Below are 24,982 nucleotides of genomic sequence, written 5' to 3'. Positions count from 1 at the left end.
GGCATGACGGGATTCGAAATCGCGTCGAGTGCGGTGACTCGCGAGGGAACGCAGGTCAGCACGCACGGGGCGGATTACCAGGCAGCGCTCAAGCACCTCTGGGAGCGGGGGAACGGCGTGTCCTCATGGGGCGACGACGGGTTGTTCGGCACCTTCGCCGCCGCCTACGCCGAATGCACCAAGGTCTCGCTCATGGCGCTCACCGGGGTGTCTGAGGAGCTCGACGGCACAGGCGAGGGGCTGCGCGGGGTGGCGGCGAACATCCAGGCGGCGGAAGAGGCCGGGGTCGAGAACATGGGCCGCACCACATGGGCCTGATGCTCTCGCCCGAGCTGAACGGGTTCCTGAGCATGCTCGGCATCCCGTGGCCGAACATCGACGAGGACGAGATCAAGAAGGACGCCAACGCCTGGCGTACCGTGCAGGCCGGCGCGGAACCCGCGGGCGCGCAGGCCGACGGGGGGATCCGCAGGGCGCAGCAGGCCCACCGCGGCGACTCCGCCGAGGCGCTGGCGCGGCACTGGAACCGGGTCGGCGGCAACGAGGGCCACCTCGCCCAGGCGGCGGCCGCGACGCGGATGGCACCGGTGGCGCTCGACGGCACCGCCGCCATCGTGAGCGCGGTGAAGGTGGCCGTCGGCACGCAGGCGGTGGCCGGGCTGACCTCCGTGGTCCAGGCGCTGGCGTTCACCGGCGGGGTGGGCGTCGCGGCGGCCACCGCGCGCATGTACCTGGCGCGCAACGCCATGGCCAGGGTGCTGCGGGAGGGTGCGGAAGGCACGGGCAAGGTGGTGGCGCCGAGGCTGGTCAGCAAGGTGACCACTCCGCTGTACAAGATCCTGGACGACCTGCGCCGCCCGATGGGAGGCACCCCGGCGCTGGCCGGAGCCGGTGCCCGGGTGCCCGTCCGTACCTCCGGGCTGCGGAACCCGACCGGCCCGCGTTCCGTCCGGGACGGCATGGCCCAGATGGTCCGCCGGAACAACCGGGACAACTCAGGGGGCCGCGGCAGGGGCCGCGGGCGCGGCGGAGGCAGCAGCGGAGGCAGCAGCGGAGGCAACTGGTTCAGGAGAGACTCGACGGGAAAGGTGCACGGCGAGCTTCCCAACGGCACGAGAGGCATGTCCGAGGAGCAGGGCAAGGCGGCCAGGGACGCGCTCCGGGGCAGCATCAGGAAGAGGCGGCAGGAACAGGACCGGCTCGGCCAGGAGGTCGGGCACGAGGAGAGAATTCGCAGAGAGCAGGAGGCTCTTCGCAAGATCGAGGAAGAAGGCAAGCGGAAGAAATGGTGGTGACGGCCGATGCAGACCCGAACAGGTGACGACCTGATCCAGCTTCTCCTGACGCGCTCTGCCGACGACGACGTCGTGGGCCCGGCCGCCAACGACCTGCTGGACGAGTTCTGGGCCGGTTACCCCGTCACCAACCTCACCAGGCTGCTGCACAGCGGCGACGACAAGCTCGTCCGCACCGGCGCCTGGCTGCTCTCCGAGCTGGGGGAGCTCGGCGGCTCGCTGATCGGCGAGGTGCCCGCGCTGCTGTCCCACCCTCTGCGTCAGGTACGCTTCTTCGCGATCGAGGCCGTGCTGCTCAACGGACAGACGTGGCACGGTCCGCTCATCGCCCAGGTCATGAACCTGAGCACGGACGGCGACAGCGCCGTCCGCTGGAAGGTGCTCGGGTTCCTGGCCGAGGCCTCGACCGACCAGCTCAGAGCGGGTGCCGTGAGCCTGGGGCCGGGCCGCGTCAAGGAGCCGGCCGAGTGGCTGGTCCGGCACGACGACGAGCAGCCCGACCCCCGTGACGTCGTGGCGCGGCTCGAAGGGCCCGACCAGGTGGCCAGGCTGTTCGCCGCCGCGGCCGCCGCGCGGTGGGCCGAGGAGGACCCGAACCTGCTCATGCACGCCGCGACCGCGGAGGACGAGGAGATCCGCTCCTTCGCCCAGGAGTGGCTGGAGGACGAGGAGTCCTGACGGCCCGGGGTTCTCAGTCGGGCGCCCAGTACTTCTCCATGATCTTGTCCAGGTGCCGGACCACCGGCTGCCAGGTCGAGGGCAGGTCGTACACGCTGGCTCGCCGCTTGTCGTAGGCCAGCGTGTACGTGATGAAGTCCGCCCCCTGCGGTGCCCGCTGCGAGTGGCCGATCCTCAGGTGCCTGAGGTGGCCGCGCAGCTTGCGCTCCTCCTTGGCGGTCAGGCACTTGTCGATGGTCGGCCCCGTACGGCGGCTGAGCCGTACGCAGCCGTTGCCGTAGACCAGCACGCGGTCGTTCAGCCCCACGAAGCCGCCCTGCTTGCGCAGCTCCACGAGCACCCGCTTCGGGGCGACCTCCGCCTGCGCCGGGGCCATGGACGTGCTCAGCGCCAGAAGGAGCACGGGCAGGAGCACGATTCGCCAGATCCTCATGTCTGTAGGACGTGCGCCGGGCCGGATCGGCTCACCCGGGCGTTGTCCGTCGGCCCCGATCGGCTCACCTCAGTGCGTCCACCGGCTCCATCCTGGCCGCGCGCAGTGCCGGGTAGAGCCCGGCCAGCAGCCCCACCAGGGCTCCCGCGATCGGCGCGGCGATCGCCAGCCGCACGTCCAGCAGCGGCGTCCACTGCTTGACGGCCGAGACCGCGACGACCGCGACCACGCCCAGGCTGGCCCCGATCACGCCGCCGGTCAGGCCGACCAGCGTGGACTCCAGCAGGAACTGCGCGGCGATGTGCCTTCTCGCCGCGCCCAGCGAGCGGCGCAGGCCGATCTCCGGGACGCGCTCCATCACGGTGACCAGCGTGACGTTGGCGATGCCGACGGCGCCGACGACCAGCGAGACCAGGCCGAGGATCAGGAAGAGCGCGTTCACGTCGTCCTGGGCGCCGTCGCGCGCCCTGGTGGGGCTCGGCGGGGAGATCACCTGCAGCAGGTCGCCGTTGCCGGGGCTGAGCGCGGCCGGGGCCTGGCCGGCGATCAGGCCGGCGGCGCCCAGGCTGGTGTTGACCAGCACCCTGGTCACCTCGCGCAGCCCGAACTGGCGGCCCACGGTGGGCGGCACGACCACGGCGGTGCTCAGGTTCCGCTCGCGGCGCAGCTCGCCGAGGATGCCGATCACCGTGTACGCGTGCTTGCCGATGAAGATCGCCGGTGCCCGGTCGAGCCGGGTGACGCCGAGCATCCTGGCCGCCTCGTCGCCGATCACCGCCACCCGGTCGCCACGCGCGATGTGCCCGGCGTCGTAGAAGCGGCCCTGCGTCATCCGGCCGCGCGCGGCCTCGGGCAGCCCCGTCGTGGCCGCCAGGACGGTCAGGGATTGCGTGGTGACCTTGGTGGGGTCCACGAGGTCGTTGGAGCGCACGAACAGGTCGGCGCCCTCCTTCGCGTCGGCGACCGCGGCGGCCGACTCCACGCCGCGCAGCCTGGTCAGCCGCTCGACCGCGTCCCAGCCGACCAGCGGCGGGCCCGTCGTGGACCCGGGCACCTCCACGGTGATGGCCGTGGCGACCAGCTCGTCGAAGCGGCCGACGATCTGGTTGCCCGCGGTGGCGGCGACGCCGAGGGTGATGACCAGCGTGGTGATGCCGAGCACGGTGCCGAGGGTGGTGAGCGCCGAGCGGACCGGCCTGGCCAGCACGCCGGCGACGGCCTCGGAGATCAGGTCGCGCACGTGCATCGTCAGACCCCCACGACCTCGGTGAGCACGCCGTCGGCGATCCGTACCCGGCGCCTGGCCCGCTCGCTGACCTCCTGCTCGTGCGTGATGACCACGATCGTCAGCCCTTGCTCCCGCAGCTCGTCGAACAGGTCGAGCACCGCGCCGGTGTTGCGGCTGTCGAGGTTGCCGGTGGGCTCGTCGCACAGCAGCAGCGACGGGCCGCCCAGGAGGGCCCTGGCGATGGCCGCGCGCTGGCGTTCGCCGCCGGACAGCCGGCCCGGCGTGAACGCCGCCCGGTGTCCGAGGCCCACCCGCTCCAGCGCCGCCAGGGCCCGCTCCCGCCTGCCCCTGCGCTTCCGCGCGCCGTACAGCTCGGCGAGCATCACGTTCTCCACCACGCTGCGGTGGGGGAGCAGGTGGAAGGACTGGAAGACGAAGCCGATCCGGTCGCCGCGCAACCGGGTCCTGGCTCCGTCCCGCAGCGTAGTGGTCTCCGTGCCGTCCAGGACGTAGCTACCGGAAGTGGGGCGATCCAGGAGCCCCAGGACGTTCAGCAGCGTGGACTTGCCGGAGCCCGACGGGCCGACGATCGCCAGGTGGTCGCCGCGGTCCACGCGCAGGCAGACCTCGTGGAGCGCGCGGACCGGTGGCTGTGCGGGGAACCGCTTGCAGACGCCGGTCAGCTCGATGACCGGCGGCTGCTCCTGATCGCCTCCCGGCCGCGCGCCCGGCTCGCCGTCCGGTCGTTCACGCATCGCCGACCACCACCCGGTCGCCCTCCTTAAGCGCCCCGCTGACCTCGACGTTCCCGTCGGCGGTCAGGCCCGTGCGGACCTCCACGTCCTTGGTCCTGTCCGTGGCGTACTCGACCCGCACCCGCGCCTTCCCGTCCGCCGAGGTGATCACCGCGGCCACCGGCACCACCAGCACCGGCTCCCGCGTGGCCCCGACGGTCACCCGCGCGGTCACCGCGGCGCCGGCCCGTAGCCCCTTGCCGCCCGACGGCGTGAGCAGGACGGGAACGGAGCCCTCGGGCGCCTCCTCCCCGCCGGGCAGCCTGGCGGACTCGCCGATCGCGGTGAGCCGGGCCGGGGACGTCCGGCCCGGATCCACCTCGACGGCCGCCTCCATGCCCGGCCGCAGCAGCTCCGACTCCGCGGCCTCCACGAACCCGGTCACCGCGAACGTCGAGCTGGTCACCGTGGCCACCTCGGCCTCGACGCGCTGCCCCGCCTTCACCGACACCTTCTGCACCCGGGCGGGCAGCTTCGGCAGGAACACCACCTCGCCCGGCGGGATGGACACGCCGTACGTGCGGGCGTACTCGGCCAGCAGTTCCTTGGCCGCGGCCACGTCCTTGCCCGCGTTGGCCACCTTGAGCCGGGCCGGCGAGAGCTGCCTGGCCTGGCGCAGCGCCTGCTCGGCGGTGACCACCGCGTCCCTGGCCGTCCGCACGGCCTTGCGCAGCTCCTCCAGCCTGGCTTCCCCGGCCTCGCCGGCCTCCTGCCGCGCGAGGTCGAGAGCGTCCTGGGCCGCTGCCAGGTCCGCCCTGGCGTTGGCGACCCTGAGCTCCAGCAGGCTCGTGTCGGGTTCGGGCACCGCAGCCGGCACCGCAGCCGGCACCGCAGCCGGGGCCGGGGTGTCCGTGCTCGTGCCCGTCGGGGTGGCGGAGGGGGTGCTGGACGGCGGCGTCCTGGCCGCCGCGAGCGCCTGCTCGGCCTCCAGCAGCCGCTCCTGCGCCGCGCGCACGGCCGACTCGGCCGCCGCCAGCTTCGCCTCGTCGGCGGGCGTGAGCTCGCGGGACTCCGCCTCGGCCAGCGCGGCCCGCGCCGACTTCAGGTCCTGCCGGGCGTTGTCCAGCCTGACCTTAAGCGGCAGCACGTCACGGCCCCGGTCCAGGGCCTGCTTCTCGGCCGCGAGCGTTTCCTCGGCAGTCCGTACGGCCTTGCGCAGCGTGTCGTAGGTCTGCCGGTCGGCCAGGGCCGGCTGCTGCGCCTCGTAGCCCTTCCCGGCGTACCACCTGGTCACCGCGGCGATCGTGGCCCGGTCGAACACGCCCGTGGCGGGCGCGCCGTGGCCGAGCCGACGCAGCGCCCGCTGCAACTGCTTCACGTCGTCCCCCTCGGTGCCGGGTGCGATCGTGCGGTGCATCGGCACGGAGCCGCGCAGGGCGAACACGGGGCGGCCGTTGACCTCCATCAGCACGGCGCCCTCCTTGATGCGGCCCTTGCGCGGTGCCCGGGTGGCCCGCTGCAGCTCGGCCGTGCCGCCGACCACGCCGGCCAGGCTGATCGGCAGCGGGGAGCCGTACTCCAGAGTGCCGCTGAGCACCACGGTGCTGACGAGCTTGCGGCGCTCGACGGCGGCGGTGACCAGCGAGGCCGCGGGCGCGGCCCGGCGGGCCGCCTCGTCGGCGGGGGAGCGCAGCCGGGAGCCGACCGCCCAGCCCGCGCCCGCGACGGCCACGACCGCGGCGATGACCCCGGCGAGCATCTTCCTCATGGCGGGGTCGTCAGAACGCGAACTGGTCGTTGACCCGACGCTGGAGCGCGGCCGCCTTGGGCGCGTAGGCCGCGTAGAAGTCCTTGCCGCACTCCAGGTCGTCGAGCGCCGCCTTGATCTCCTTGTCCAGGTGCGGCCTGGCCTGCTGGGGGGTGAGCGTCGGCATGACGAGCTGCCGGGTGTTCTTGGTGACCTTCTCGCCCGCGTCCATGTCGGGATGCTGCTTGCGGCCGATGGCGCTCTGCCGCTCCATGAAGTCGATCTCGCCGCGGCGGGCGATGGCCGTCGGCTTGGTGTCGGAGACCGGGTAGCCCTTGCCCTTGAGGCAGGTGCCCATGGTGCCGGCCAGCTCGACCAGGCCGGCGTCGCCGTCGAGCTCGGCCGTCTTGGCCCGCCTGTGCGCCAGGGCCATGTGGTTGAAGTAGTCGATGTTCGACTTCAGGGTCAGGCCGAGCACCTGCTTGCCGACGGTGACCATGCAGGCGTTCTTGGCCTTGTTGTAGGCGTCGAGCTGGGCCGGGGACAGGGAGCTCTGGACCTCGGAGTTGGGGTCGGCGATGGGGATCTCCGAGCCCGGCCCCTCGATCTCCTTGGGGTAGACGTGCACGGCGAACACCCCGAACCCGTACTTCTCGCGATATTTCAGCATTGCCTGGTAGTCGCCGGAGTCGCGCTTGCGCTCCTCCTCCGTCGCGGCCTCCGTCGGGCGCACGTACGGCACGTACTTGAAGCCCTGCTGCTTCATACAGTCGGCCTTGGCCGCCTCGAACTGGTGCCGCTTGTCCTTGACGGCGGCGCTCGTCGTCGGGGCGGGCTGGGCGGCGCTCTCGGCGGCGCCCCCGCAGCCGCAGAGGGCGGCCGCCGAGAAGGACAAGGCAAGGGCCAGGTGGGATCGCTTGGACATGGCAGGAGACCATACTCCGTTCAACGAAGTATGGTCAATCCAGGCAGTGCCGCCGCTGGCGGAGCGGGGCGAACGTGGTGGCCAGGACCAGGAGGCCGAGGATCCCCGCGTACGCGAGGTGCTGCCTGCCGAGGTCCTCGGCGTGGAAGGCCAGGTCGCAGGAGACCGCCAGGAGGTAGATGCCCGACGCCAGCGCCCACCGGTGGTCGCGCGTCAGGTAGCCGGCCGCCACCGCGAGCCCGAACGCCGCCGCCTCCACGCACATCCGGCTCAGGCTGATCAGGTAGCGCGTGTCCTCCAGCATCCACGCGGGCCCCGCCCACGCGGCCGGTACGACCGCCGCCCACCACCACCATGACCTGACCCGTACCGGCCGCCGGGGCCAGGCCAGCACCGCCAGGCCGATCAGCACGATCGCGTAGCCGGCGGCCACCGGGAGCGGGTCGCTGTCCTGGAACAGGGCCAGGCTCGAGAGCGGGTTCGGCGGCACCGGCAGCACGGTCACGTCGAACGCCTGCTCCCCGGCGGCCACCCCCACCGCCTTCACGCCGGTGAGCAGCGTGAGCGGGAAGGCCGTACGCAACCAGCCGCGCAGGATCGCCAGCAGCGCCAGTGCCGACATCAGCGTCCACAGCGGCAGCGCCTGCGCGTACGGCAGCAGCTCGGCCAGGTTCACCGCCGCGACGGCCGTGACGCCCAGGTGCAGGCCGTCCACCCAGGCGTTGCCTGTCGCCTGGTGCGCGACGCGGCTGCGCAGGCCACCCGTCAGCAGGCCCCACGCCTCCCTGGGTACGGGGATCCGCCGGCCGGGCGCGGCCTCCTCCAGCAGCACGTCGAGCAGCTCGTCGCCGTGCGCCCGCCGGTACGAGCGCGGATAGGCCAGCAGTAACCTGCGATAACGCCGTTCGAGAGGGCCGCAGGGCGCCGTCATGCGCCGGACGGGCGCAGGACCAGGGCGGCCGCCTCCTGCATCCGCCTGGCCTCGGCCTCCACGAGCGCCTGACCGTCGGGGGTGATCCTGAAGTAGCGGCGGTTGCGGCCGTTGACCGTCTCCTCGCGGTCCACGGTGATCACGCCCCGCTCGTTCAGGCGCTCCAGGATGCCGTAGAGCGTGCCCACGGACGGCTGCACCCGCCCGCGCGACAACTCCTTGACCGCCTTGCTGATCGCGTGTCCGTGCAGCGGGCCCGCACGGAGGGCGGTGAGCACGAAGTACATCGGCTCGCTGACTTCAGAGGTTCCCCTGGGCATGGGGACGACAGTATTCCGTTCAACGAAGTGTCCGCAACGCCCAGGGGACTCACGTGCCTACGTGCAGCGCGCGCCGTTGAGGTGGAACACCTCGGGCGCCGGGTTGGGGCCGACGGCGTTCGTGCCGTTGAACCCGAACGTCACCTTCTGCCCCGGCTTGATCTTGCCGTTCCAGCGCAGGTCCTTGGCCGTCACCACCGAGCCGGACTGCGACAGCTCCGCACCCCAGGCGTGCCCGGCGCGCTGCCCGCTCAGGAACGACCAGCGCAGGCTCCAGCCGTCCACGGTCCGCTTGCCGGTGTTCTCGATCACGACCTGCGCGGTGAACCCGCCGGGCCACGAGCCGTGCGCGGTGTAGCGGACGCGGCAGTCAGCGCGCTCGCCCCCGTCGGCCAGGAACGCCGAGATCCAGGCCAGCGGCGAGTTCCAGTTGATGGTCAGCTCGTTCGTGGCCCACGACTCGATGTGGTCGACGTAGCAGAACTGCGGCTTGCAGCCCTGCAGCAGCCGCTGCGCGAGCGGGTCCTGGATGGCCGAGTTCGGGCCGCCGGCCAGCGTGCCGATCGGCGGGTTGGGCAGGGCGGGGTCGAGCTGGCGGGCGTACCAGCGGCTGTGCTGGTTCTTGGAGGCCACCTCGCCGTAGCCGGTGACGTAGGACTGGTTGAGCGCGTTGCGGCCGAGGATGTAGTCCATGCCCTCACGTACGGCTGCGCGGTACTTCTCCTGGCCCGTCAGGTCGTAGGCGGTGGCCATGACGACCATGTTGTTCAGCACCAGGTTGTTGGAGCCCCAGTCGAAGTCCGGCGGGTTGTACGGCAGGCCGTACGGGTGCGCGGTCTGGATCGCCAGGTACTTCTCCGCCCCCTCGACCACCGACTGCAGCACCCGGGCCCGGTCGGGCAGCGCGTTCGGCACGGTCGCCAGCTCCAGGCGGCCGAGCTGGGCGGTGTTGCCCCAGTCGAAGCCGCGCTCGCGCCAGATGTCGCCGGTGTGGTGCGGCGAGGCGAGCACGAAGTCCCTGAACTCCTTCTCACCCGTCGTGATGAACAGCTCCGCCGCCGCCCAGTAGAACTCGTCGCTGACGTCGCCGTCGCTGTAGGCGCCGCCGCCGACGCCGTCGTTCGGGTCGGCGTACTTCTCCGGGTTCGCCTTGGCCGCCGCCCATGCCTTGCGGGCCGCCGCGAGGTTCCTGGCGGCGAACGCGGCGTCGTACGGGGCGTACAGGCGGGCCGCCTGCGCGGCCGTGGCGGCCAGGTTCAGCGTGGCGGCCGTGGACGGCGGGTGCAGCTCGCGCGGCTGCGGGTCCAGGTGCGGCAGCAGGGGCAGGCCGGTCCAGTTCTGGTCGTGGATCTTGTGGTGCGCCATGCCCGCGTACGGCTTGCCATCCGGCACCTGCATGCTCAGCAGGAACTCCTGCTCCCAGCGGGCCTCGTCCAGGATGTCCGGCCGGCCGTTGCCGCTCTCCGGGATGTCGAGCTGGCCGTCGCCGAACGCGGCCTTGTCACGCTCGTAGGTGGCCATGAGCTGGTGGACGGAGATGCCGCCGTTGACGACGTACTTGCCGTGGTCGCCGGCGTCGTACCAGCCGCCCTTGACGTTCAGGCTGTAGTCGCAGACGCCCGGCTGGCACGGCACGCTCACGTCGCCCTGGTTCGGCGCGACGCCGACGTGACCGGCGGGGCGCGCGTAGCCGGGGCGCAGGCTGTCGAGGATCTCGATGCCGCTGCGCTGCGTGTAGTAGAACTTCAGCGCGTCCACCGGGAGCTGGTCGTACAGATCGGCCGCGATGTCGAACGGCCTGCTCGTCTCGCCGTCGGCCGTCAGCGTGTAGTCCTCGCCCGCCTCGCGGTGGGCGCTGAAGTCCAGCGTGTGCACGTTCTGGCCCGAGCTGGCGTCCACACCCCTGGGGACGGTCTCGCCGCTGGCCACCGTCTCCTTGTCCGCGTTCTTCAGCTCCCATCCCAGTGGCTCGGTCGCCTCGGTGACCAGCGTGGCCTTCTTGGGGCCCGCCGGCAGGTAACCGACCATGTTCACGCGCACGCGCGGGCCGGTGTCCGGCTCGTACTCCTCGGGCTCGGCGCCGCCCTTGAGCGACACGTCGTCCATGCAGAACCTCCAAGGCTCGGCGCTGCCGCCCAACTGGAAGACGACCTGCGCGTTCGGCAGCGACACGGGAGCGGTGAAGGTGTAGGAGTAACTGTTGCCCGAGACGCTCAGCTCCGGCGCGGCCGACAGATACTGCGTCCAGGGGTCCACGGGCAGCTGGATCAGCGCCCTGCCGACCTTGGCCGGGGTCGCGGAGGCGTAGAACCGGTAGGCGTACGTCTCGCCCTCCACCAGCGGGAGGTCGTTGTGGCCGATGATGACGTCCCACGGGTTGGCGGTGCCGCCGGGGATGTCGGCGCAGGCCCGGCCGTCCTGGACGGTGAGTGCGGTGTTGCCGGTGCTCCACCAGGGGGCGGTGCCGGCGTCGAAGGTGCCGTTCACGATCTGCTCGGGCCCCTCGTCCGCGGCCTGCGCGGCCGTGGCGGGGGACAGGGCGACCATGGTGAGGAGGGCCAGTAACGCGGCCCGGCATCGGGTCATGGAGGTCCTTCGGGCGGGGGATTGGGAGCGCTCCCAAAACAGCGCGGAATCCGATCCTCCTTTCCCGCCGTCGCCCCGTCAACGGCTGCGCACAGGGGGCTGTCGAGAAACGTGAAACTTTCATGCTCGGTTGGCGTTAGCGTTCGGCGGCGCGGTTCTGAGAGGGCCTATCGGGTGCTGCGCAGGTGCCGGAGGATCGTCTCCGCCCTGCGCCGGTCGTAGGGGGCGGACAGGCGGGTCGCGGTGGTCAGGGCGTGCTCGGCCGCCTCGCGGGCCGCGGCCCTCCTGCCCGCGGCGGTCAGGACGAGGGCGCGGGCCCAGCCGAGTCTGGCCGCGGCGCCCGGGTTCCTGGTGGCGTACCTGGTCAGGTGGGTGTGGAGGAGGCGGGTGGTCGCGCGGTCGGGCCAGGGGTCGAGGGACCAGAGCAGGTCGGCGAGGCCGGACCAGCACTCCAGCATGCCGCGGTGGCGGGACGGCAGGCGGCCGGCCAGGGTGAGCACCTCCATGAGCACCTGTCGTGCGTCGTCGTTCCGCTCGTTGCCGCGGTCCAGGATGTGGAGGCGGGCGGTGGCGGTGAGCAGGCGCATGTCCTGGATGGTGCGCATGGTGGGGCCGTCGCGGAGGCCGCGTTGTTTCTCCTGGGCGCGGCGGCGCTCGGTCGAGGCGCGGGCCGCCGTCAGGACCTGCCTGATGTGGTCCGGGGGTGGCGGATCCAGCCGCAGCAGGGCTTCGGCCTGGCCGGTCAGGCACCAGTGGCGGGCGAGGTCGTCGCCGCCCAGGCGTCCGGCCGCCAGGTCGGCCGTGGCGGCGAACAGCGTGGCCGCCGCCTCGAACCGGCCCTGCCAGAGTGCCGTCTCTGCGAGGAGGCCCGAGCAGTTCTCCGCCACGCGGGGGGCTAGCGTCCTGGCGCGGCATTCGGCGAACGATCGGCTGGCTGCCTCGAACGCGCCCGTGTAGAGATGGTCGAGGCCGCGGGCCAGGCGGGCGCGGTGTGCGGGCTCTGTGGGGGGTTGGGCGGTTGCCAGGGCCTGGTCGGCCAGGGTGCCGTAGCGGGTGGCCAGGCGGTGGCGGCCGGCCACGCGGGCGATCGTGGCGGCGTTCGCGTACGCCTCGGCCAGGAGCGCGGCGTCGTCGGCCTGCTGGGTGGCGGGGGTGTGGTCGGTGGCGTGCGCCTGTCCGGTGGCCTGTGCTCGTCGGGCGGTGCCTGCCTGGCCGGTGGTGTGCGTTCGTCCGGTGGCGCTCGCTCGTTCGGCGGCGTTGAGCTGGCGGAGGGAGGCGGCGAGCATCGTGGGCAGGTCCTGCTGGTGGTAGGCGAGCCTGGCCAGCATGGTGAGGGCCTGGGCTGCTTCGCGGTCTTCCGGTGCGGGGCGGGGTGGGAGTAATCGGTGCACGAGCTGGCGGGCGGCGGCTGCCAGGGTGGCGAGGGCGAGGCCGCGGCGGGACTCGGGGAGCGGCTCGCCCAGCGTTTCCAGTGCGGCTCTGGCGAGGCGGGTGGCCTCGTGCTCCCTGGCGAGGTGGTGCTCGCTGGTGCCCGCCATCCACAGGTGGCGGGCCCGCAGCCGGGGTTCCTCCTCGGTACGGGCGAGGTGCCGGCGCAGGACGGCCGCCGACTCCTCGTACAGGCGCAGCCGCAGGCACAACGTCCAGTAGAGCTCCAGGAAGCGGGGGCGTCCCGAGGCCGTCCAGGCCGCTCTGATGTTGTCCAGCTCGGCACCGAGCACGCACGTGACCTCGGTGTCGGAGGCGTCCTGGAGGGCGGCGGCGTGCCGTTCGAGCAGGCGGCCGAAGTGGTCGGCGTGCCGGTCGTGCGCGGCCCGGCGTTCGTCGGGGGTGAGGTGGGCGGCGGCGTACTGCCGGATGAGGGGGTGGATGGCGTAGCGGCCGGACGGGGTGAGCTGGATCATGCTGTGGTCGACCAGGCGGACGAGGACGTCCGGGGTGGTGCGGGCGACCTCGATGGCGGTGTCCAGGGTGCAGCCGCCGCCGAAGACCGACAGTGCCGCGAGCGTGCGGCGGGCTGTTTCGTCCAGCAGGCGCCAGGAGGTCTCGAAGACGGTGCGCATGCAGGCGTGCCGCGAGCGGGTGGCCGGGCCGGGGATCGCCAGGAGGCCGAGGTCCGCGTCGAGATGGCGGGCCAGGGCGGCGCAGGGGACGGCGCGCAGCAGGCCGGCCGCCAGCTCGATGGCCAGGGGCAGGCCGCGGGTGGCGGCGCAGATCGTGGCCACCAGGGGCGCCTCGCGATCCGAGTCGAAGCCTGGGCACGCCGTGAGCGCCCTGGCCGTGAACAGTGCCTCGGCTGCCGGGGTGCTCAGTCCTTCGACGGTGATCGTCACCTGGCCGGGGAGGTCGGGGCGGCGTCTGCTCGTCGTCAGGATTCGCAGGGCAGGGGCGGTGTGGAGCAGCTCCTTGATGACCGGGTCGAAGGAGGGGAGGTGTTCGAGGTTGTCGAGGACGAGGAGGAGTGGGCGTGGGCGGGTGGACATGGCGGACAGGAGGAGGCCGAGGGCGGGGCGTGGGGGTGAGAGGTCCACGTCCAGGTGGCGGGCCAGCGTCGTCACGGCGGCCTCGGGGCGGACACCGGCGAACGAGACGAATGCCGTCTCGGGTGCGGGGATGGGGAGGGGGAGGGGCGTGGCTGGTGCCGGGAGCGGGGGCGGGGTGGCGGCGGCGATGGCCAGGCGGGTCTTGCCGATGCCGCCCGGCCCCAGCAAGGTGACCAGGCGCTCGCGGCCCAGCAGCGCACGCAGCCGCTCGACCTCGGCGTCCCTGCCGATCAGGGCTGCGGCGGGCACCGGCACGGGGGCCCGTCGGGTGGCAGCGGGGCGGTGCCGAGCGGCGTGGGTCTCGGGCGCGGGTGGGGGCGCGGGGCGGTGCCGGGCGGCGTGCGGTTCGGGAGCGGGCAGAGGCGCCAGGCGCTCTCGGACGGCGCGGGTCTCGGGGGCGGGCTCGACCCCCAGCTCAGCCGCCAGCCGCCGCCGAAGCTCGTCGTAGCAGGCCAGCGCCCCCGCCCGGTTCCCCGCGCGGGCCAGCGCCGTCATGAGCAGCCGGTGCGCCTCCTCGTCGTACGGATCGAGCCCCGCCACGATGTACGCCAGCCGCACCACCTGCTCGGCCGGCTCGTCACGGGCACCACGCAGCACCTCGCGCAGCAGCAGCCGCACCCCCCGGCGCTCGCACTCCAGCCACTCGGCGAAGGCGGGCGCGTCGCAGAAGGACACCCCGTCCATGAAGTTCCCCCGCCACAGCCGCAGGGCCTCCGCCACGGTGGGCGCCTGGGCGAGGTGGCGGCGGTCCACGAAGCAGGCGTCGGCCGCGCGCAGGCGTACGTGCTCGCGGGTGACGTCCAGCCAGCCGCCGACCTCCTTGCGCAGCTCGGACAGGGCCAGGCGCAGGCTGCCCCGGGCGTTGGCGTCCGGCCGCTCGCCCCACAGGAGCGCGGCCAGCTCGGCGCGCGGCCGGGGCGCGGCCGTGGCGGCGAGGTAGCAGAGCAGGGCGCGGGCCTTGGCGGAGCGCACGCCCACGGGCGTGCCCCCGACGGAGAGCTCAGGCGAGCCGAGCAGGAGCACGGTCAGCGACTGCCTCATAGCGCGAGAGGGTAAGCGCGGACCCGGGGTGCGAACTGTGTGAAAAGTTACATCCGGCCTGTGCTTTCCATGACTTCATGAACGCTGCCGTGAATCACGGCGGGGCCTTCACCGGCGCGTGGGGATCTGGGAGGGTTCGAGCGTGGTTCTCACCCTGGCCGGGTGCCCGATGCACGAGCTGCTCGACCGCCAGATCGCCAAGCTGGCCAGGCAGCTCGTACGGGGGTTCGCCGAGCGGCTCCCCGTCTACCGGCGGCTGCCGAAGGAGGAGCTGGACGGCGACATCACCGCGATCACCGAGCACAACCTGCGCCTGATCTCCCGCGCCTTCCGGGAGCGCCGCCCGCCCGGCAGGGCCGACCTGGCGCCGTTGCGGGAGTCGGCGGCCCGCCGGGCGCAGGAGGGGGTGCCGCTGGAGGCGCTGCTGGCGGCCTACCACCTGGGGGCGCGGATGGTGTGCGAGCGGCTGTTCGCGGGCGCCCGGCCGGACGACCTGGACGACGTGCTGGAGGCCGGCCGGATCGTCCTGCTCTACATGGAGGCCGCCACGGCCGCCGTCTGCTCGGCGTACGTGGAGGAGCGCGAGAGCCTGCTCAGCCAGGAGCAGCACGCCATGCACGCCACGGTCGCCGCGCTGCTCGGCGGCGACAGGGCTGCGCTGGCCGGCGTGCGGCTGCCGCCGCGCTACCTGGTGCTGGCCGTGGCGGCCGGGCGGCATCCCGACGAGGACGGGCCGGGCGCCCCGGTCGCCGGGCGGCGCAAGCTGCACCGGCTCAGGACGGCGCTGCAGCGGTACGCGGCCGACCCGGTGCTGCCCGCGCTCGACCCGGCGGGCGGGCTGGTGCTCGTGCCGCTCCAGGGGGAGGAGCCGGAGCCCGGCGAGCTGGCGCGAGTGGCGGCCAAGGCCGCGGGCGTGCCCGTGTGGCTGGCCGCCGAGTGCGCGCCGCCGCAGGACGTGCCGGCGGCGGCGCGCCTGGTGGAGGAGGTGCTGGAGGTGGTACGGGTCTTCGAGCAGCCGCCGGGCGGCTACCGGCTGGCCGACGTGCTGCTCGAATACCAGCTCACCCGGTCGAGCCAGGCCACGGCGCTGCTGGCCGGGCTGCTCGACCCGCTGCTCGACAACCCCGACCTGCTCACGACGCTGACGGCGTACCTGGACACGGGCCTGGACCGGCGGCGCACCGCCGAGCTGCTGCACGTGCATCCGAACACCGTCGACTACCGCCTGCGCAGGGTCGTCGTCCTGACAGGGCTGGACCCGATGGACCCGGCCCACCTCCAGCGGATCGGAGCCGCCCTGGCGGCCCGCCGCCTCACCAGACCCCGGTGAGCGCCGGACTCACCGCTGGGCGCCCGTGACCGCCGCTGTCACGGCGGCCGCGAAGCCGCGCATCCCGGCCGCGTTCGGGTGGAACGGGGCGGCGGGCGAGGCGGGCACGTACGGCTCGATCCACCGCGTGCCGGCCGAGGCGCACGGGTCGTGGCCGACGCTCGGCGTCTGCAGGTCGATGAAGCCCACGCCGGCCGCGGCGGCCTGCTCGGCCAGCATCTGGTTGAAGTACATCAGCGTGGCCCTGATGTAGTTCGCGTCCGCCCTGATGATCGGCACGCGCGGGTAGCAGCCGTCCCGGCGCGCGTAGGTGCCGTAGCCCACCATGAAGATCCTGGCCTGCGGGGCCCGCGCGCGGATGTCGGAGACCAGGGTGAGCAGGTGGGGCCGCAGCGCGTCGGTGTCGACCCGCCACTTGTCCTGGCCGCCCACGTTGTAGTCGTCGTTGCAGGCGTCGCCGATCGGCGGGGGCAGCAGGTTCAGGCAGTCCTCGATGAAGTCGGTCAGGCCGACGTCGTTGGCCCCGATCTGCACCGTGACCAGCGTGGTGTCCGGGCTGAGCGCGTCGAGCTGGGGCGGCACGTCGCCCAGCTCGGTGCTCTGCGGCTGGTACATGTCCTCCGTCTCGGCGCCCGAGCAGGTCGCGTCGCGGAAGGTGGCGGCGCCGATGGCCTGGGCGGTCAGGCGCGGGTAGTTGCGGTCGGAGCGCAGGCAGCCGAGGTGGATCTGGTTGGGCACGAGCGGGCCGGCGGCGGCCGAGTCGCCCAGGGCCACGTACACCTCGGCCTGGGCGTGCGCGGGCGGGGAGAGGGAGAGGGCGAGCCAGACCGCGGTGAGCAGGAGGATCGTGCGGCGGACCATGGGGGACTCCTTCCGGCAGGGGGGTGGGGGGTGCGGAATCCGTGGCCGGTCGGCGCGGAAGGACCGGGGTCAGCGGCGGAAGGGGCCGGTCACCTCGTAGGTGATGCCTCCGGTGCCCGCGGACTCGCCGCTGGTGCCGCGCTGGGAGGAGAAGTAGAGCCGGGTCCCGTCGAACGAGAACGCGGGCCCGGTGATCTCCGACCGCGCCTGCCCGTCGAGGCGCATGATCGGGGCCACCACGCCGTCGGGTGTGATGATGTTGATCTCCATGTTGCCGCCGTCCTCGGCGACGTAGAGGTCGCCTCTCAGGCCGGTGACGTTGTCCACGCCGTCGAGCGTGCCGGTGCCGTCGTAGATCGCGGTGACGGTCTGGCGGGCGGTGTCGTACGCCCACACCCTGCGGTCGCCCTTGGCGGTGAAGTAGCAGACGCCGGCGGCGTAGTGGCAGCCCTCGCCGCCGTCGAAGTGCCTGGCCTCCGGCACCTGGTGCCTGGTCTGGCGCGCCAGCACGCCGGGCGTGGGATCGGGGACCTCGCGCCACCCGGCGCCGTCGCCGCACAGCACCTCCAGCCGCCCGCTGGACAGGTCTCCCCAGGTCGTGGGGGTGAACCGGTAGAAGCAGCCGTCGCTCTCGTCCTCGGTCAGGTAGACGACCCGGCGGTCGGGGTCGCAGGCGGCGGCCTCGTGCTTGAAGCGGCCCATGGCGGGGCGGGGCTGGGCCGCGCGGGTGCCGTACGGGTCGGTCTCGTACACCCGGCCGCGGAAGATCTCCTCGCACGACAGCCAGGTGTTCCAGGGGGTGGCACCGCCGGCGCAGTTGAGGTTCGTGCCGCTCAGGATCCGGTACGCGCGCTCGATCGACCCGTCCGCCCTGAACCTGATCGCCGAGGCGCCGCCGATCAGCGGCACCTCCGAGTTGGACACGTAGATCCAGCCGGTGCCGTCGGGGAAGCAGGCGCCGCCGTCGGGCGCCGGGTGCCAGAGCGTGCCGCCGACGCTGCGGCCCGACCTGGCCACCACGCGCCCGGTGAAGCCGGCGGGTAACGCCATGCCGTTGGCGTCGGGCGCGCCGAGCGGCCCGTACGGGCTCGCCCCGGCGGACACCGACGCCACGGCCTCGTGCCACACCGCCCCCGAGAACGCCACCGACGCGGGCACGGCTGTCAGGAAGGTACGGCGGCGCATGTGGGCTCTCCCGTGGTCGCGGTTGGATTCGCAGACACACGATGAGCCATGCTCGTCATTCTGTGAACTGGACAGGGGAGTAAATGTCAGCGGTCAAATCTGTGACGCCTCACAAATCGCTCCCCGGCCGCCACATCGGCCAGTACAGGGTGCCGTCCGGCAGCGCGAACGGCTCGCGTGCCTGGTAGCCGTGCCGGGCGTACAGGTCGCGGTTGCGCGGGTCGCTGGCCTCCAGGTAGGCGGGCAGCCCGTCCAGCCTGGCGTGCTGGTACTGCAGCAGGGCCGTGCCCAGCCCCTCGTTCTGCCGGTCGGGGTGCACCGCCAGGAACGCCAGGTGGTGGTGCGGGTCCGCCGGGTGGTTCTGCTCGAACAGCTCGTCCAGCGTGCGGAAGCGGTCCACCCACTCGCCGGTGGCCGCGGCCAGCCTGCGGTCGTAGTCGTCGGGGGCGGGCAGCGGCGAGGTGTAGGGGAACCACACCGCCACCGCGGGGCCGTCGTCGATGAGGTGGATCTCGCCGTGCTCGACGGCGTGCTCCACGAAGATCCGGTAGTTGGCGGTCATGACCCGGTGCCGATCCCGGCGGCTGGGCACCAGGTAGGCCATGGGGCGCAGCCCCGCGAAGGCGGTCGCGATCAGCTCGGCGACCCGCTGCGCGTCGTCCGCCGTCGCCAGGCGGACGGCGGGCCGTAAGGCGAACGCCGCCCCGCTCTCGCGGTGGTACACCGGCCACGGCCCGAACGCCTCCGCCGGCCCTGCTGGGAACGTCTCTGCCATCGGCCCAGGTCTCCTCTCGTCGATCAAGCGCCGTCGGGGACGCCGGCGACCTTGGCGCCCGTCCCCACCGCAGCGTAAACGGCGGGCCGTCCGGCACGCAGCACGAACGCCCACACCACCCCGAGCGCCGCCGCGACCCCGTAGACGGCCGGCAGCACCCACGCCAGGGCGTCGCCCTCCGGCACGCCCAGCAGCGCCCAGAAGTTGTCCAGCGCCAGCCACACCATCACGGCCAGCGCGATCGCGGCGGGCACGGGCGCGATCACCCGCCGGCCGAGCGTCTCGCCGCTCGGCTGCCGGGCGAAGAAGACGATGATCGCGATGGACGTCAGGAAGAGCAGCAGCAGCACGCCGAGCCCACCGAACGCGCCGCCGTAGAAGAAGAGCCGCACGAGCGGGTCGAGGCCGAGGGCCGCGTAGAACAGGATCGTGGCCAGGCCGAGCACGCTCTGCGCGAGCGAGCCCGCCTGGGGCGCCCCGCTGCGGGCCCGGGTCCTGGCGAAGAAGGCCGGCAGCACCCGCTCGCGGCCGAGCGCGAAGAAGTAGCGGGAGCTGGTGTTGTGGAAGGAGATCATCGCGGCCAGGACGCTGGTGGCGAAGAGCACCCTGGCGAGGTCCACCACGACGGGGCCCAGGTGCGCCCCGGCCAGCACGAAGATGGTGTCCGCCTGGTCGCGCCGCGCGGTGGCCACGATGGCGTCGGGCCCCGTGGCGACGGTCATCGCCCACGCCGACAGCGCGTACACCAGGGCGATGATCGTCACGGACGCGTACGTCGCCACCGGCACCGTACGCCGCGGCTGCCTGCTCTCCTCGGAGAACACCACGGACGACTCGAACCCGACGAACCCCAACGTCGCCAGCACCAGCAGCGCCCCCACGCCCGGCACGAACAGCGCGGCCGGCGACAGCGTCTCCAAGGTGTGGCCGGCCGCCGCCGGGTTGATCAGGTCGGCCAGGTCGAACAGCAGGATGACCGCCACCTCGGCGGTCAGCAGCACGGCCAGCAGGCGGCCGTTGACGTCCACCCGCGCCAGGCCGAGCGCCGCGACGAGCGCCCAGGCGGCCAGCGAGACGACCCACCAGGCGGGCGTGACGCCCAGCCACCCTTCCAGCAGCGGCGCGGTCGCCACGCCGAACGCGCCGTAGAGGGCGACCTGCAGCGTGTTGTACGCGATCAGCGCCACCCAGGCCGCCGCGATGCCGGCCGGGCGGCCGAGCCCTCTGGTGACGTAGGTGTAGAACGCGCCGGCGTTGGCCAGGTGCCGGGCCATCGCCACGTACCCGACCGCGAAGACCGCCAGCACGGCGCCCACGACCAGGAAGGCGATCGGCAGCCCGGTGATCCCGGTGACGGCGTACCCGGTGGTGATGACCCCGGCGACGACGGTGAGCGGCGCGGCGGCCGACAGGACGAAGTAGACGACGGTGGGCGCGCCGAGGCGGTCGGCGGCGAGCCTGCCGGCCACCGGGTCGGGCCCGGCGCCGGGCGCGGAGGTTGACGGCACGCCCCGTATGGTGCGGGCATTCGCCGATCCTGGCCAGCATCCCGCCGGCCACGCTTTTCTTAGCGCTGCTGACGTGTCCCTTACGCGGTTGGGAGATCCACTTGTTCTCCCCTGGGGTATCGGTGCCCGTGATCACGATCAGGAGGCATCGCAGATGGCGGATTTTCCCATCGTCGTCGGTATAAATCGCACCCAGGATGGCTCCATCGCCGTCGCGGTGGGCGAGTCCGGCATGTACAGCCTGCAGAAGGAGCGCGTCAGCCGGCGCAAGCACCATTGGGGCCGCCTCGGCGACCTGCCCGACCGTTACCTGCCGGCCATGCCGCTGCTGAAGGAGCCGGTGGACCTGGTCGTGGAGGGCTACTCGTCCGACACCGAGATCGAGCACGCGCCCGCGTACCAGGAGGAGGTGCGCGAGACGCTCGGCCTGACGGACGGCGCGCCGATCGTGCTGGTCTCGCACCACCTCAGCCACCTCTACAGCGCGTTCTACCCCTCGCCGTTCGAGGAGGCTGCGGGGCTGGTGATCGACGCGCAGGGGAGCCGGGTGCGGGACTTCACCGAGGAGGTCCCGCTGCCGCCGGGCACGGACGGCGACCTGCTGGAGGTCGCCTCGTTCTACCGGTGCGGGCGCGGGCGGCTGGAGTGCCTGGCCAAGCAGCTCTGGGACGGCGACTGGGCCAGGCCCGCCGGGCTCGGCTGCTTCTACGCGCTGCTGACGAAGACGATGTGGCCCGAGGGCGAGGGCAACGAGGGCAAGGTGATGGGCCTGGCGCCGTTCGGCGACCCGGACGCGCTGGGCCTGCCCGACCTCGACGTACGTGGTCACGAGGTGCACATCCCGCCCGCCTGGCTGGAGACGTTCGGCCGGGGCGAGGCGTTCTGCTACGAGCCGGGCGGCGAGGAGTTCCGCCGCGCCGCGAACCTGGCGGCCGCCGGCCAGCGCGCCTTCGAGCGGGCGCTGGCCGGGGTGACCGCCTGGCTGCACGCCCGGACCGGCCTGGACGCGCTGGCCTTCGCCGGCGGCACCGCGCTCAACTGCTCGGCCAACGGCAGGCTGATCCGCGAGTCGCCGTTCCGCGAGGTGTTCATCCCGCCCAGCCCGCACGACGGCGGCACGGCCGTGGGCTGCGCCCTGTACGGGCTCATCGCCTGCCTCGGCGTGGACAGCCGCTTCCGCTGGACGGACGACTTCCTCGGCCCGGAGCCCGACGAGAGCGAGATCGAGGCGGCCGTGCGCGCCCTGCCCGCCGGCCTGTACGCCGAGCAGCCGGCCGACCTGCCCGGCACGCTGGTCACGCTGCTGGAGAGCGGCCGCGTCATCGGGCTGCACCAGGGCCGCAGCGAGTCGGGGCCGCGCGCCCTGGGCAACCGCAGCATCCTCGGCGACCCGCGCAACCCCGACATGCAGGACTACATCAACTTCCAGGTCAAGGGGCGCGAGTGGTTCCGCCCGCTGGCGCCGCTGGTGCTGGCCGAGCACGCCGAGCGGCTGTTCGAGGTGGACAGGCCCGCCCCGTTCATGCAGTACGCCGCCGCCGTCCGCGCCGAGCACCGCGACCGGCTGCCGGGGATCACGCACGTGGACGGCACGGCCAGGCTGCAGACGGTCACCCGGGAGAGCACGCCGTTCCTGCACGCGCTGCTGGACAGGTGGCACGAGCGCACGGGCACGCCCGTCCTGATCAACACCTCGCTGAACGGGCCGGGCGAGCCGCTGACGGAGACGCCGGAGCACTCGATCGGGACGCTGCTCGACACCGGCATGCACGCGCTGGCGATGCCGCCGTACCTGATCCGCAAGCAGGAGGAGCCGCCGCTGCCGAGGCCGCCCCCGGAGTGAGCCTCAGCCGCCTGCGACCGAGGCCGGCCGGGGTGAACCTCAGCCGGCTGCGACCGAGGCCGGCCTGGGTGAGCCTCAGCCGAGGCGGTCGAGCACGTTCGCCGTGATGCGCTCGACCGCCGGCGAGGTCGCCAGGCCGCGCACCCAGTCGGTGGTGGCGGCGTTGAAGACGGTGCCGCCGCCCGTGTGCAGGCCCATGGTGGCGGCGCCGTTGCCCAGGCCCCAGCCGCTCGCCCTGGCGTCGCCCACGCCCAGGATCGTGAACCCGGGCGGCGTGCCGTCCGCCCCCGTGGGCGTGTACGGCGGCCCCGCCTCCCGGTCGAACGCGGCGCCGTCGCACTCGTAGCCCACCAGGTTCTCCGCCAGCCCGAACACCTCGCCGTCGCGCAGCCCCGTGCCCTCGTACACCCAGTGATCGGCGTGCTGCACCCGGAACCCCACCGGCACCGGGTGCTCGTCGCGGTCGCGCTCGCCGCCGTTGCGGAAGCTCACGCCGATCAGCTCGTTCTCCGGCGCGCCCTCCTCGTGCCAGAAGCCGACGCGGGAGAAGGTGACCGCGTCGTGGAAGACCACCCGCCACCAGCAGGTGTTGCCGCCGAAGAAGGCCGCGTTGCCGCCGCCCGCCACGTGCCGCGCCACGGCCGCGCGCATGGCGTCGCTCCAGTACTCGTCGTGCCCCGCGCTCACCAGCAGCCGGTACGGTTCCAGCAGCTCGGCGCCCTCCCGGTGCAGGTCCAGGTCCGTGCAGAGGTCCACCGCGTAGCCGCGCCGCGCCAGCCAGGCCACGAACGGGCCGTCCCAGTGCACGTAGGTCTGGCGCGGCGTGGGGTCGTAGGGGTCGAAGTTCGTGATGTCGTACGGCGTCGCGCCCGTGCCGCCGCCGGGCCGGTGCAGCCCCACGCCAGGGGCGAGCCCGCCGGGCACCTCCTCCGGGCGCGGCAGGTTGTACAGGCACCAGTGCCCGGCCGCGCTCCCCGGGTCGTAGGCGTGCCCGTCGATCAGGTTGTAGGCGTGGTAGGTCAGCAGCGGCAGCTTGTAGAGCACGCGGGCCGACGGGCGCGCGGGACGCACCACGAACAGCGCCTTGGCCTCCCGCCCGTCGGCCGTCGTCCGGTCGGGGTCGGTCCTGTCGCAGCCGTCGCCGTCGCCCTCCACCAGCACCGCGACGTACACGCCCGGCTCGGCGGGCGCCGGCATCGGGTGGGCGGGCCAGGCCGGCAGGTGCTCGCCGCGCAGCCCCGTGCCCGGCTCGCCCCAGTCGTGGGACGGCAGGTGCGGGGGAGCGTCCACGCCGGGCAGCCACGGCGACTTCTCGCACAGCGTCAGCCCGTCACCGCAACGGAAGAGCTCCACCCTGAACCGGGGCGCGTCCGTCGCCACCCGCAACGTCACCTGGCCGCCCGCGCGTGGGCTCGGCTGCTCTGCGTAACCTCGGATCACACCCCGGTCCCTCACCGCCGGACCGGCGGGCAAACCCGCGGCCGCGACACGAAATCGCAGGTCAGCGGGGTCTTGGGATTGCGTGCCTGGGCCCGGTACGGTCGGTGCCATGCGTGCTCACCGAGCCGGACCCGTGGCGCTGGCCATGCTCGCCATGCTCGCCGTGCTGTCCGCCGGTTGCGGCGGCGGCGCCGTGCCCGCAGCCCAGGAGGCGGCGTTGCCCGCCGCCTCGCCGTCGGGCACTCCGGCGAGCCCGCTGGCGGGCAAGACCGTCGTGCTCGACCCGGGGCACAACGGCGGCAACGCCTCGCACCCCGAGGAGATCAACCGCCAGGTCGACATCATCACCGGCCGCAAGGCGTGCAACACCACCGGCACCGAGACCGACGACGGCTACCCGGAGCACGCCTTCACCTGGGACGTCGCCGGGCGGCTGAAGCCGATCCTGGAGCGCATGGGCGCCAAGGTCGTGCTCACCCGTCCCGACGACAAGGGCGTGGGCCCGTGCGTCACCGAACGGGCCGCGATCGGCAACGAGGCCAGGGCCGACGCGGTGCTGTCCATCCACGGCGACGGGGCCGTGCCGAGCGGGCACGGGTTCCACGTGATCATGCCCGGGCTGCTGCCCGGGCACAACGACGCCGTGGTCAAGCCGTCGGCCAGGCTCGGCAGGGACGTCCGCGACGCCTTCCGCGAGGGCACCGGCATGCCGTACGCGACCTACACCGCCAAGAACGGCCTGGACACCCGGACCGACCTGGGCGGGCTGAACCTGTCGAAGCGGCCGGCGGTGTTCATCGAGTGCGGCAACATGCGCAACCCGGGCGACGCCGCCAAGATGTCCGACGGCGCCTTCCGCGAGCGCATGGCCGCCGCGCTGGCCGACGGGATCAAGCGCTTCCTGGGCTAGCGTAGGCGCGCAGGAACACCGCCACCCCGGCCTCCGCCAGGCGGTCGAGCTCGGCCTCCGAGTAGTGCTCACCGACGCCGGAGAACATCACCTTGTTCACCGGGATCCACAGGAGCAGACCGACGAAGTGCTCGGCGGCCAGGGCCGGGTCGTCCGCGCGCAGCAGCCCGCGCTCGGTCAGCCGCTCGAACGCCGTGGTCATGGTCCTGAGCGAGCGCTCGAAGCCCTGGGCGTACCAGGTGCGGCCGAGGTCGGGGAACCGGTCGGCCTCGGCGATCACCAGCCGGCGCAGCCGCAGCACGTCGGGGCTCATGATGCGGGCCAGGAACTGGCGGGCCAGCTCGCCCAGATCCTTCTCCAGGTCGTCGCTGTCCTCCAGCGCCGCCGTGATGATCTTGGCGAGGCCCTCCACCTGGCCGGTGGTGTCCATGATGATGCTGGTGAAGAGCTGCTCCTTGTCGGTGAAGTGCTTGTAGACGGTCTGTTTCGACACCGAGGCGAGTGAGGCCACCTCGTCCATGCTGGTGCCCACGTAACCGTTGCGCAGGAACACCGGGAGCGCCGCCTCCAGGATCTGCCTGCGCTTGCGTGCCGTCCGGCCGTCCTCTTCCGCTGCCATCGACCGCCCTCTCGTTCGCTTGCCTCTGACAGTACTAGACAGTTCCGTAC

At 73.1% G+C, this 24,982-nt stretch carries 21 protein-coding genes; 6 read left to right on the top strand and 15 right to left on the bottom strand.

Features of this window, described 5'->3' with window-relative positions; all coding sequences use genetic code 11:
* Window positions 1-3 precede the first annotated feature (3 nt).
* Genes LCN96_RS54385 through LCN96_RS54375 form a run of 3 tightly spaced genes read left to right on the top strand, consistent with a single transcriptional unit; the run spans window position 4 to window position 1,973 of the window.
* A complete protein-coding gene (locus tag LCN96_RS54385) occupies window positions 4-318 on the top strand; it encodes a hypothetical protein (RefSeq protein ID WP_225270215.1) in 315 nt (104 codons plus the stop codon).
* Window positions 309-1,295, top strand: coding sequence for a WXG100-like domain-containing protein (locus LCN96_RS54380; protein ID WP_225270214.1), 987 nt, complete (start codon window positions 309-311; stop codon window positions 1,293-1,295). Before LCN96_RS54385 ends, LCN96_RS54380 begins: the two co-directional genes overlap by 10 nt.
* A gap of 6 nt (window positions 1,296-1,301) precedes the next feature.
* The gene (locus LCN96_RS54375; protein WP_225270213.1) at window positions 1,302-1,973 is read left to right on the top strand and encodes a hypothetical protein; all 672 of its coding nucleotides are present in this window, start codon (window positions 1,302-1,304) and stop codon (window positions 1,971-1,973) included.
* 13 nt (window positions 1,974-1,986) lie between these two features.
* Here LCN96_RS54375 and LCN96_RS54370 read toward each other — a convergent pair whose 3' ends face one another.
* The 9 genes from LCN96_RS54370 to LCN96_RS57045 all read right to left on the bottom strand — a co-directional run bounded on the left by LCN96_RS54370 (window position 1,987) and on the right by LCN96_RS57045 (window position 14,461).
* Window positions 1,987-2,406: a hypothetical protein gene (locus tag LCN96_RS54370; protein WP_225270212.1), complete on the bottom strand. Its 420-nt coding sequence runs from the start codon at window positions 2,404-2,406 to the stop codon at window positions 1,987-1,989.
* Between the two features lie 64 nt (window positions 2,407-2,470).
* A complete protein-coding gene (locus LCN96_RS54365) occupies window positions 2,471-3,652 on the bottom strand; it encodes an ABC transporter permease (RefSeq protein WP_225270211.1) in 1,182 nt (393 codons plus the stop codon).
* Between the two features lie 2 nt (window positions 3,653-3,654).
* Window positions 3,655-4,389 (bottom strand): ABC transporter ATP-binding protein, encoded by a 735-nt coding sequence (locus LCN96_RS54360; protein WP_225270210.1) that lies wholly within the window; start codon window positions 4,387-4,389, stop codon window positions 3,655-3,657.
* The gene (locus LCN96_RS54355; RefSeq protein WP_225270209.1) at window positions 4,382-6,136 is read right to left on the bottom strand and encodes a peptidoglycan-binding protein; all 1,755 of its coding nucleotides are present in this window, start codon (window positions 6,134-6,136) and stop codon (window positions 4,382-4,384) included. The genes LCN96_RS54360 and LCN96_RS54355 overlap by 8 nt, the downstream gene beginning before the upstream one ends.
* A 10-nt stretch (window positions 6,137-6,146) precedes the next feature.
* Complete coding sequence (locus LCN96_RS54350) at window positions 6,147-7,040, bottom strand: hypothetical protein (RefSeq protein ID WP_225270208.1); 894 nt, start codon at window positions 7,038-7,040, stop codon at window positions 6,147-6,149.
* Window positions 7,041-7,074: 34 nt separating this feature from the next.
* Window positions 7,075-7,971: a hypothetical protein gene (locus tag LCN96_RS54345; RefSeq protein WP_225270207.1), complete on the bottom strand. Its 897-nt coding sequence runs from the start codon at window positions 7,969-7,971 to the stop codon at window positions 7,075-7,077.
* Window positions 7,968-8,291 (bottom strand): PadR family transcriptional regulator, encoded by a 324-nt coding sequence (locus LCN96_RS54340; protein WP_225270206.1) that lies wholly within the window; start codon window positions 8,289-8,291, stop codon window positions 7,968-7,970. The genes LCN96_RS54345 and LCN96_RS54340 overlap by 4 nt, the downstream gene beginning before the upstream one ends.
* Window positions 8,292-8,348: 57 nt before the next feature.
* Window positions 8,349-10,877 (bottom strand): glycoside hydrolase family 9 protein, encoded by a 2,529-nt coding sequence (locus LCN96_RS54335; protein ID WP_225270205.1) that lies wholly within the window; start codon window positions 10,875-10,877, stop codon window positions 8,349-8,351.
* 167 nt (window positions 10,878-11,044) lie between these two features.
* Complete coding sequence (locus LCN96_RS57045) at window positions 11,045-14,461, bottom strand: AfsR/SARP family transcriptional regulator (RefSeq protein WP_263657420.1); 3,417 nt, start codon at window positions 14,459-14,461, stop codon at window positions 11,045-11,047.
* 142 nt (window positions 14,462-14,603) lie between these two features.
* On the opposite strand from LCN96_RS57045, the gene LCN96_RS54325 reads away from it, so the two are divergent.
* The gene (locus LCN96_RS54325) at window positions 14,604-15,791 is read left to right on the top strand and encodes a PucR family transcriptional regulator (protein ID WP_225270204.1); all 1,188 of its coding nucleotides are present in this window, start codon (window positions 14,604-14,606) and stop codon (window positions 15,789-15,791) included.
* 9 nt (window positions 15,792-15,800) lie between these two features.
* On the opposite strand, the gene LCN96_RS54320 is transcribed toward LCN96_RS54325, so the two are convergent.
* The 4 genes from LCN96_RS54320 to LCN96_RS54305 form a co-directional block, all read right to left on the bottom strand.
* On the bottom strand, window positions 15,801-16,652 hold the full coding sequence (locus tag LCN96_RS54320) for an SGNH/GDSL hydrolase family protein (RefSeq protein WP_225270203.1): 852 nt from the start codon (window positions 16,650-16,652) through the stop codon (window positions 15,801-15,803).
* A 69-nt stretch (window positions 16,653-16,721) separates the two neighbouring features.
* Window positions 16,722-17,837 (bottom strand): alkaline phosphatase PhoX, encoded by a 1,116-nt coding sequence (locus LCN96_RS54315; protein ID WP_225270202.1) that lies wholly within the window; start codon window positions 17,835-17,837, stop codon window positions 16,722-16,724.
* A gap of 109 nt (window positions 17,838-17,946) precedes the next feature.
* A complete protein-coding gene (locus LCN96_RS54310) occupies window positions 17,947-18,612 on the bottom strand; it encodes a GNAT family N-acetyltransferase (protein WP_225270201.1) in 666 nt (221 codons plus the stop codon).
* A 23-nt stretch (window positions 18,613-18,635) separates the two neighbouring features.
* The gene (locus LCN96_RS54305; RefSeq protein WP_225270200.1) at window positions 18,636-20,120 is read right to left on the bottom strand and encodes an APC family permease; all 1,485 of its coding nucleotides are present in this window, start codon (window positions 20,118-20,120) and stop codon (window positions 18,636-18,638) included.
* Window positions 20,121-20,352: 232 nt separating this feature from the next.
* On the opposite strand from LCN96_RS54305, the gene LCN96_RS54300 reads away from it, so the two are divergent.
* Window positions 20,353-21,963, top strand: a complete 1,611-nt coding sequence (locus LCN96_RS54300) for a carbamoyltransferase family protein (protein ID WP_225270199.1) — start codon at window positions 20,353-20,355, stop codon at window positions 21,961-21,963.
* A gap of 75 nt (window positions 21,964-22,038) precedes the next feature.
* Here LCN96_RS54300 and LCN96_RS54295 read toward each other — a convergent pair whose 3' ends face one another.
* Window positions 22,039-23,403: a N,N-dimethylformamidase beta subunit family domain-containing protein gene (locus tag LCN96_RS54295; protein WP_225270198.1), complete on the bottom strand. Its 1,365-nt coding sequence runs from the start codon at window positions 23,401-23,403 to the stop codon at window positions 22,039-22,041.
* Between the two features lie 109 nt (window positions 23,404-23,512).
* On the opposite strand from LCN96_RS54295, the gene LCN96_RS54290 reads away from it, so the two are divergent.
* Window positions 23,513-24,313, top strand: a complete 801-nt coding sequence (locus LCN96_RS54290) for an N-acetylmuramoyl-L-alanine amidase (RefSeq protein WP_225270197.1) — start codon at window positions 23,513-23,515, stop codon at window positions 24,311-24,313.
* On the opposite strand, the gene LCN96_RS54285 is transcribed toward LCN96_RS54290, so the two are convergent.
* Window positions 24,294-24,932, bottom strand: a complete 639-nt coding sequence (locus LCN96_RS54285; RefSeq protein WP_225270196.1) for a TetR/AcrR family transcriptional regulator — start codon at window positions 24,930-24,932, stop codon at window positions 24,294-24,296. The genes LCN96_RS54290 and LCN96_RS54285 overlap by 20 nt on opposite strands.
* Window positions 24,933-24,982: the final 50 nt, after the last annotated feature.

The organism is Nonomuraea gerenzanensis, from assembly GCF_020215645.1.
Taxonomy (GTDB): Bacteria; Actinomycetota; Actinomycetes; order Streptosporangiales; family Streptosporangiaceae; genus Nonomuraea; species Nonomuraea gerenzanensis.
Note: the sequence above shows the minus strand (reverse complement) of the source record. Positions and strands in the feature narration are given on the sequence as shown.

What these genes read in the sequence shown, in the direction of transcription:
- LCN96_RS54385 (WP_225270215.1), top strand. Translation starts at nt 4, where the DNA reads ATGACGGGATTCGAAATCGCGTCGAGTGCGGTGACTCGCGAGGGAACG.
- LCN96_RS54380 (WP_225270214.1), top strand. Translation starts at nt 309, where the DNA reads ATGGGCCTGATGCTCTCGCCCGAGCTGAACGGGTTCCTGAGCATGCTC.
- LCN96_RS54375 (WP_225270213.1), top strand. Translation starts at nt 1,302, where the DNA reads ATGCAGACCCGAACAGGTGACGACCTGATCCAGCTTCTCCTGACGCGC.
- LCN96_RS54370 (WP_225270212.1), bottom strand. Translation starts at nt 2,406, where the DNA reads ATGAGGATCTGGCGAATCGTGCTCCTGCCCGTGCTCCTTCTGGCGCTG.
- LCN96_RS54365 (WP_225270211.1), bottom strand. Translation starts at nt 3,652, where the DNA reads ATGCACGTGCGCGACCTGATCTCCGAGGCCGTCGCCGGCGTGCTGGCC.
- LCN96_RS54360 (WP_225270210.1), bottom strand. Translation starts at nt 4,389, where the DNA reads ATGCGTGAACGACCGGACGGCGAGCCGGGCGCGCGGCCGGGAGGCGAT.
- LCN96_RS54355 (WP_225270209.1), bottom strand. Translation starts at nt 6,136, where the DNA reads ATGAGGAAGATGCTCGCCGGGGTCATCGCCGCGGTCGTGGCCGTCGCG.
- LCN96_RS54350 (WP_225270208.1), bottom strand. Translation starts at nt 7,040, where the DNA reads ATGTCCAAGCGATCCCACCTGGCCCTTGCCTTGTCCTTCTCGGCGGCC.
- LCN96_RS54345 (WP_225270207.1), bottom strand. Translation starts at nt 7,971, where the DNA reads ATGACGGCGCCCTGCGGCCCTCTCGAACGGCGTTATCGCAGGTTACTG.
- LCN96_RS54340 (WP_225270206.1), bottom strand. Translation starts at nt 8,291, where the DNA reads ATGCCCAGGGGAACCTCTGAAGTCAGCGAGCCGATGTACTTCGTGCTC.
- LCN96_RS54335 (WP_225270205.1), bottom strand. Translation starts at nt 10,877, where the DNA reads ATGACCCGATGCCGGGCCGCGTTACTGGCCCTCCTCACCATGGTCGCC.
- LCN96_RS57045 (WP_263657420.1), bottom strand. Translation starts at nt 14,461, where the DNA reads ATGAGGCAGTCGCTGACCGTGCTCCTGCTCGGCTCGCCTGAGCTCTCC.
- LCN96_RS54320 (WP_225270203.1), bottom strand. Translation starts at nt 16,652, where the DNA reads ATGGTCCGCCGCACGATCCTCCTGCTCACCGCGGTCTGGCTCGCCCTC.
- LCN96_RS54315 (WP_225270202.1), bottom strand. Translation starts at nt 17,837, where the DNA reads ATGCGCCGCCGTACCTTCCTGACAGCCGTGCCCGCGTCGGTGGCGTTC.
- LCN96_RS54310 (WP_225270201.1), bottom strand. Translation starts at nt 18,612, where the DNA reads ATGGCAGAGACGTTCCCAGCAGGGCCGGCGGAGGCGTTCGGGCCGTGG.
- LCN96_RS54300 (WP_225270199.1), top strand. Translation starts at nt 20,353, where the DNA reads ATGTACAGCCTGCAGAAGGAGCGCGTCAGCCGGCGCAAGCACCATTGG.
- LCN96_RS54290 (WP_225270197.1), top strand. Translation starts at nt 23,513, where the DNA reads ATGCGTGCTCACCGAGCCGGACCCGTGGCGCTGGCCATGCTCGCCATG.
- LCN96_RS54285 (WP_225270196.1), bottom strand. Translation starts at nt 24,932, where the DNA reads ATGGCAGCGGAAGAGGACGGCCGGACGGCACGCAAGCGCAGGCAGATC.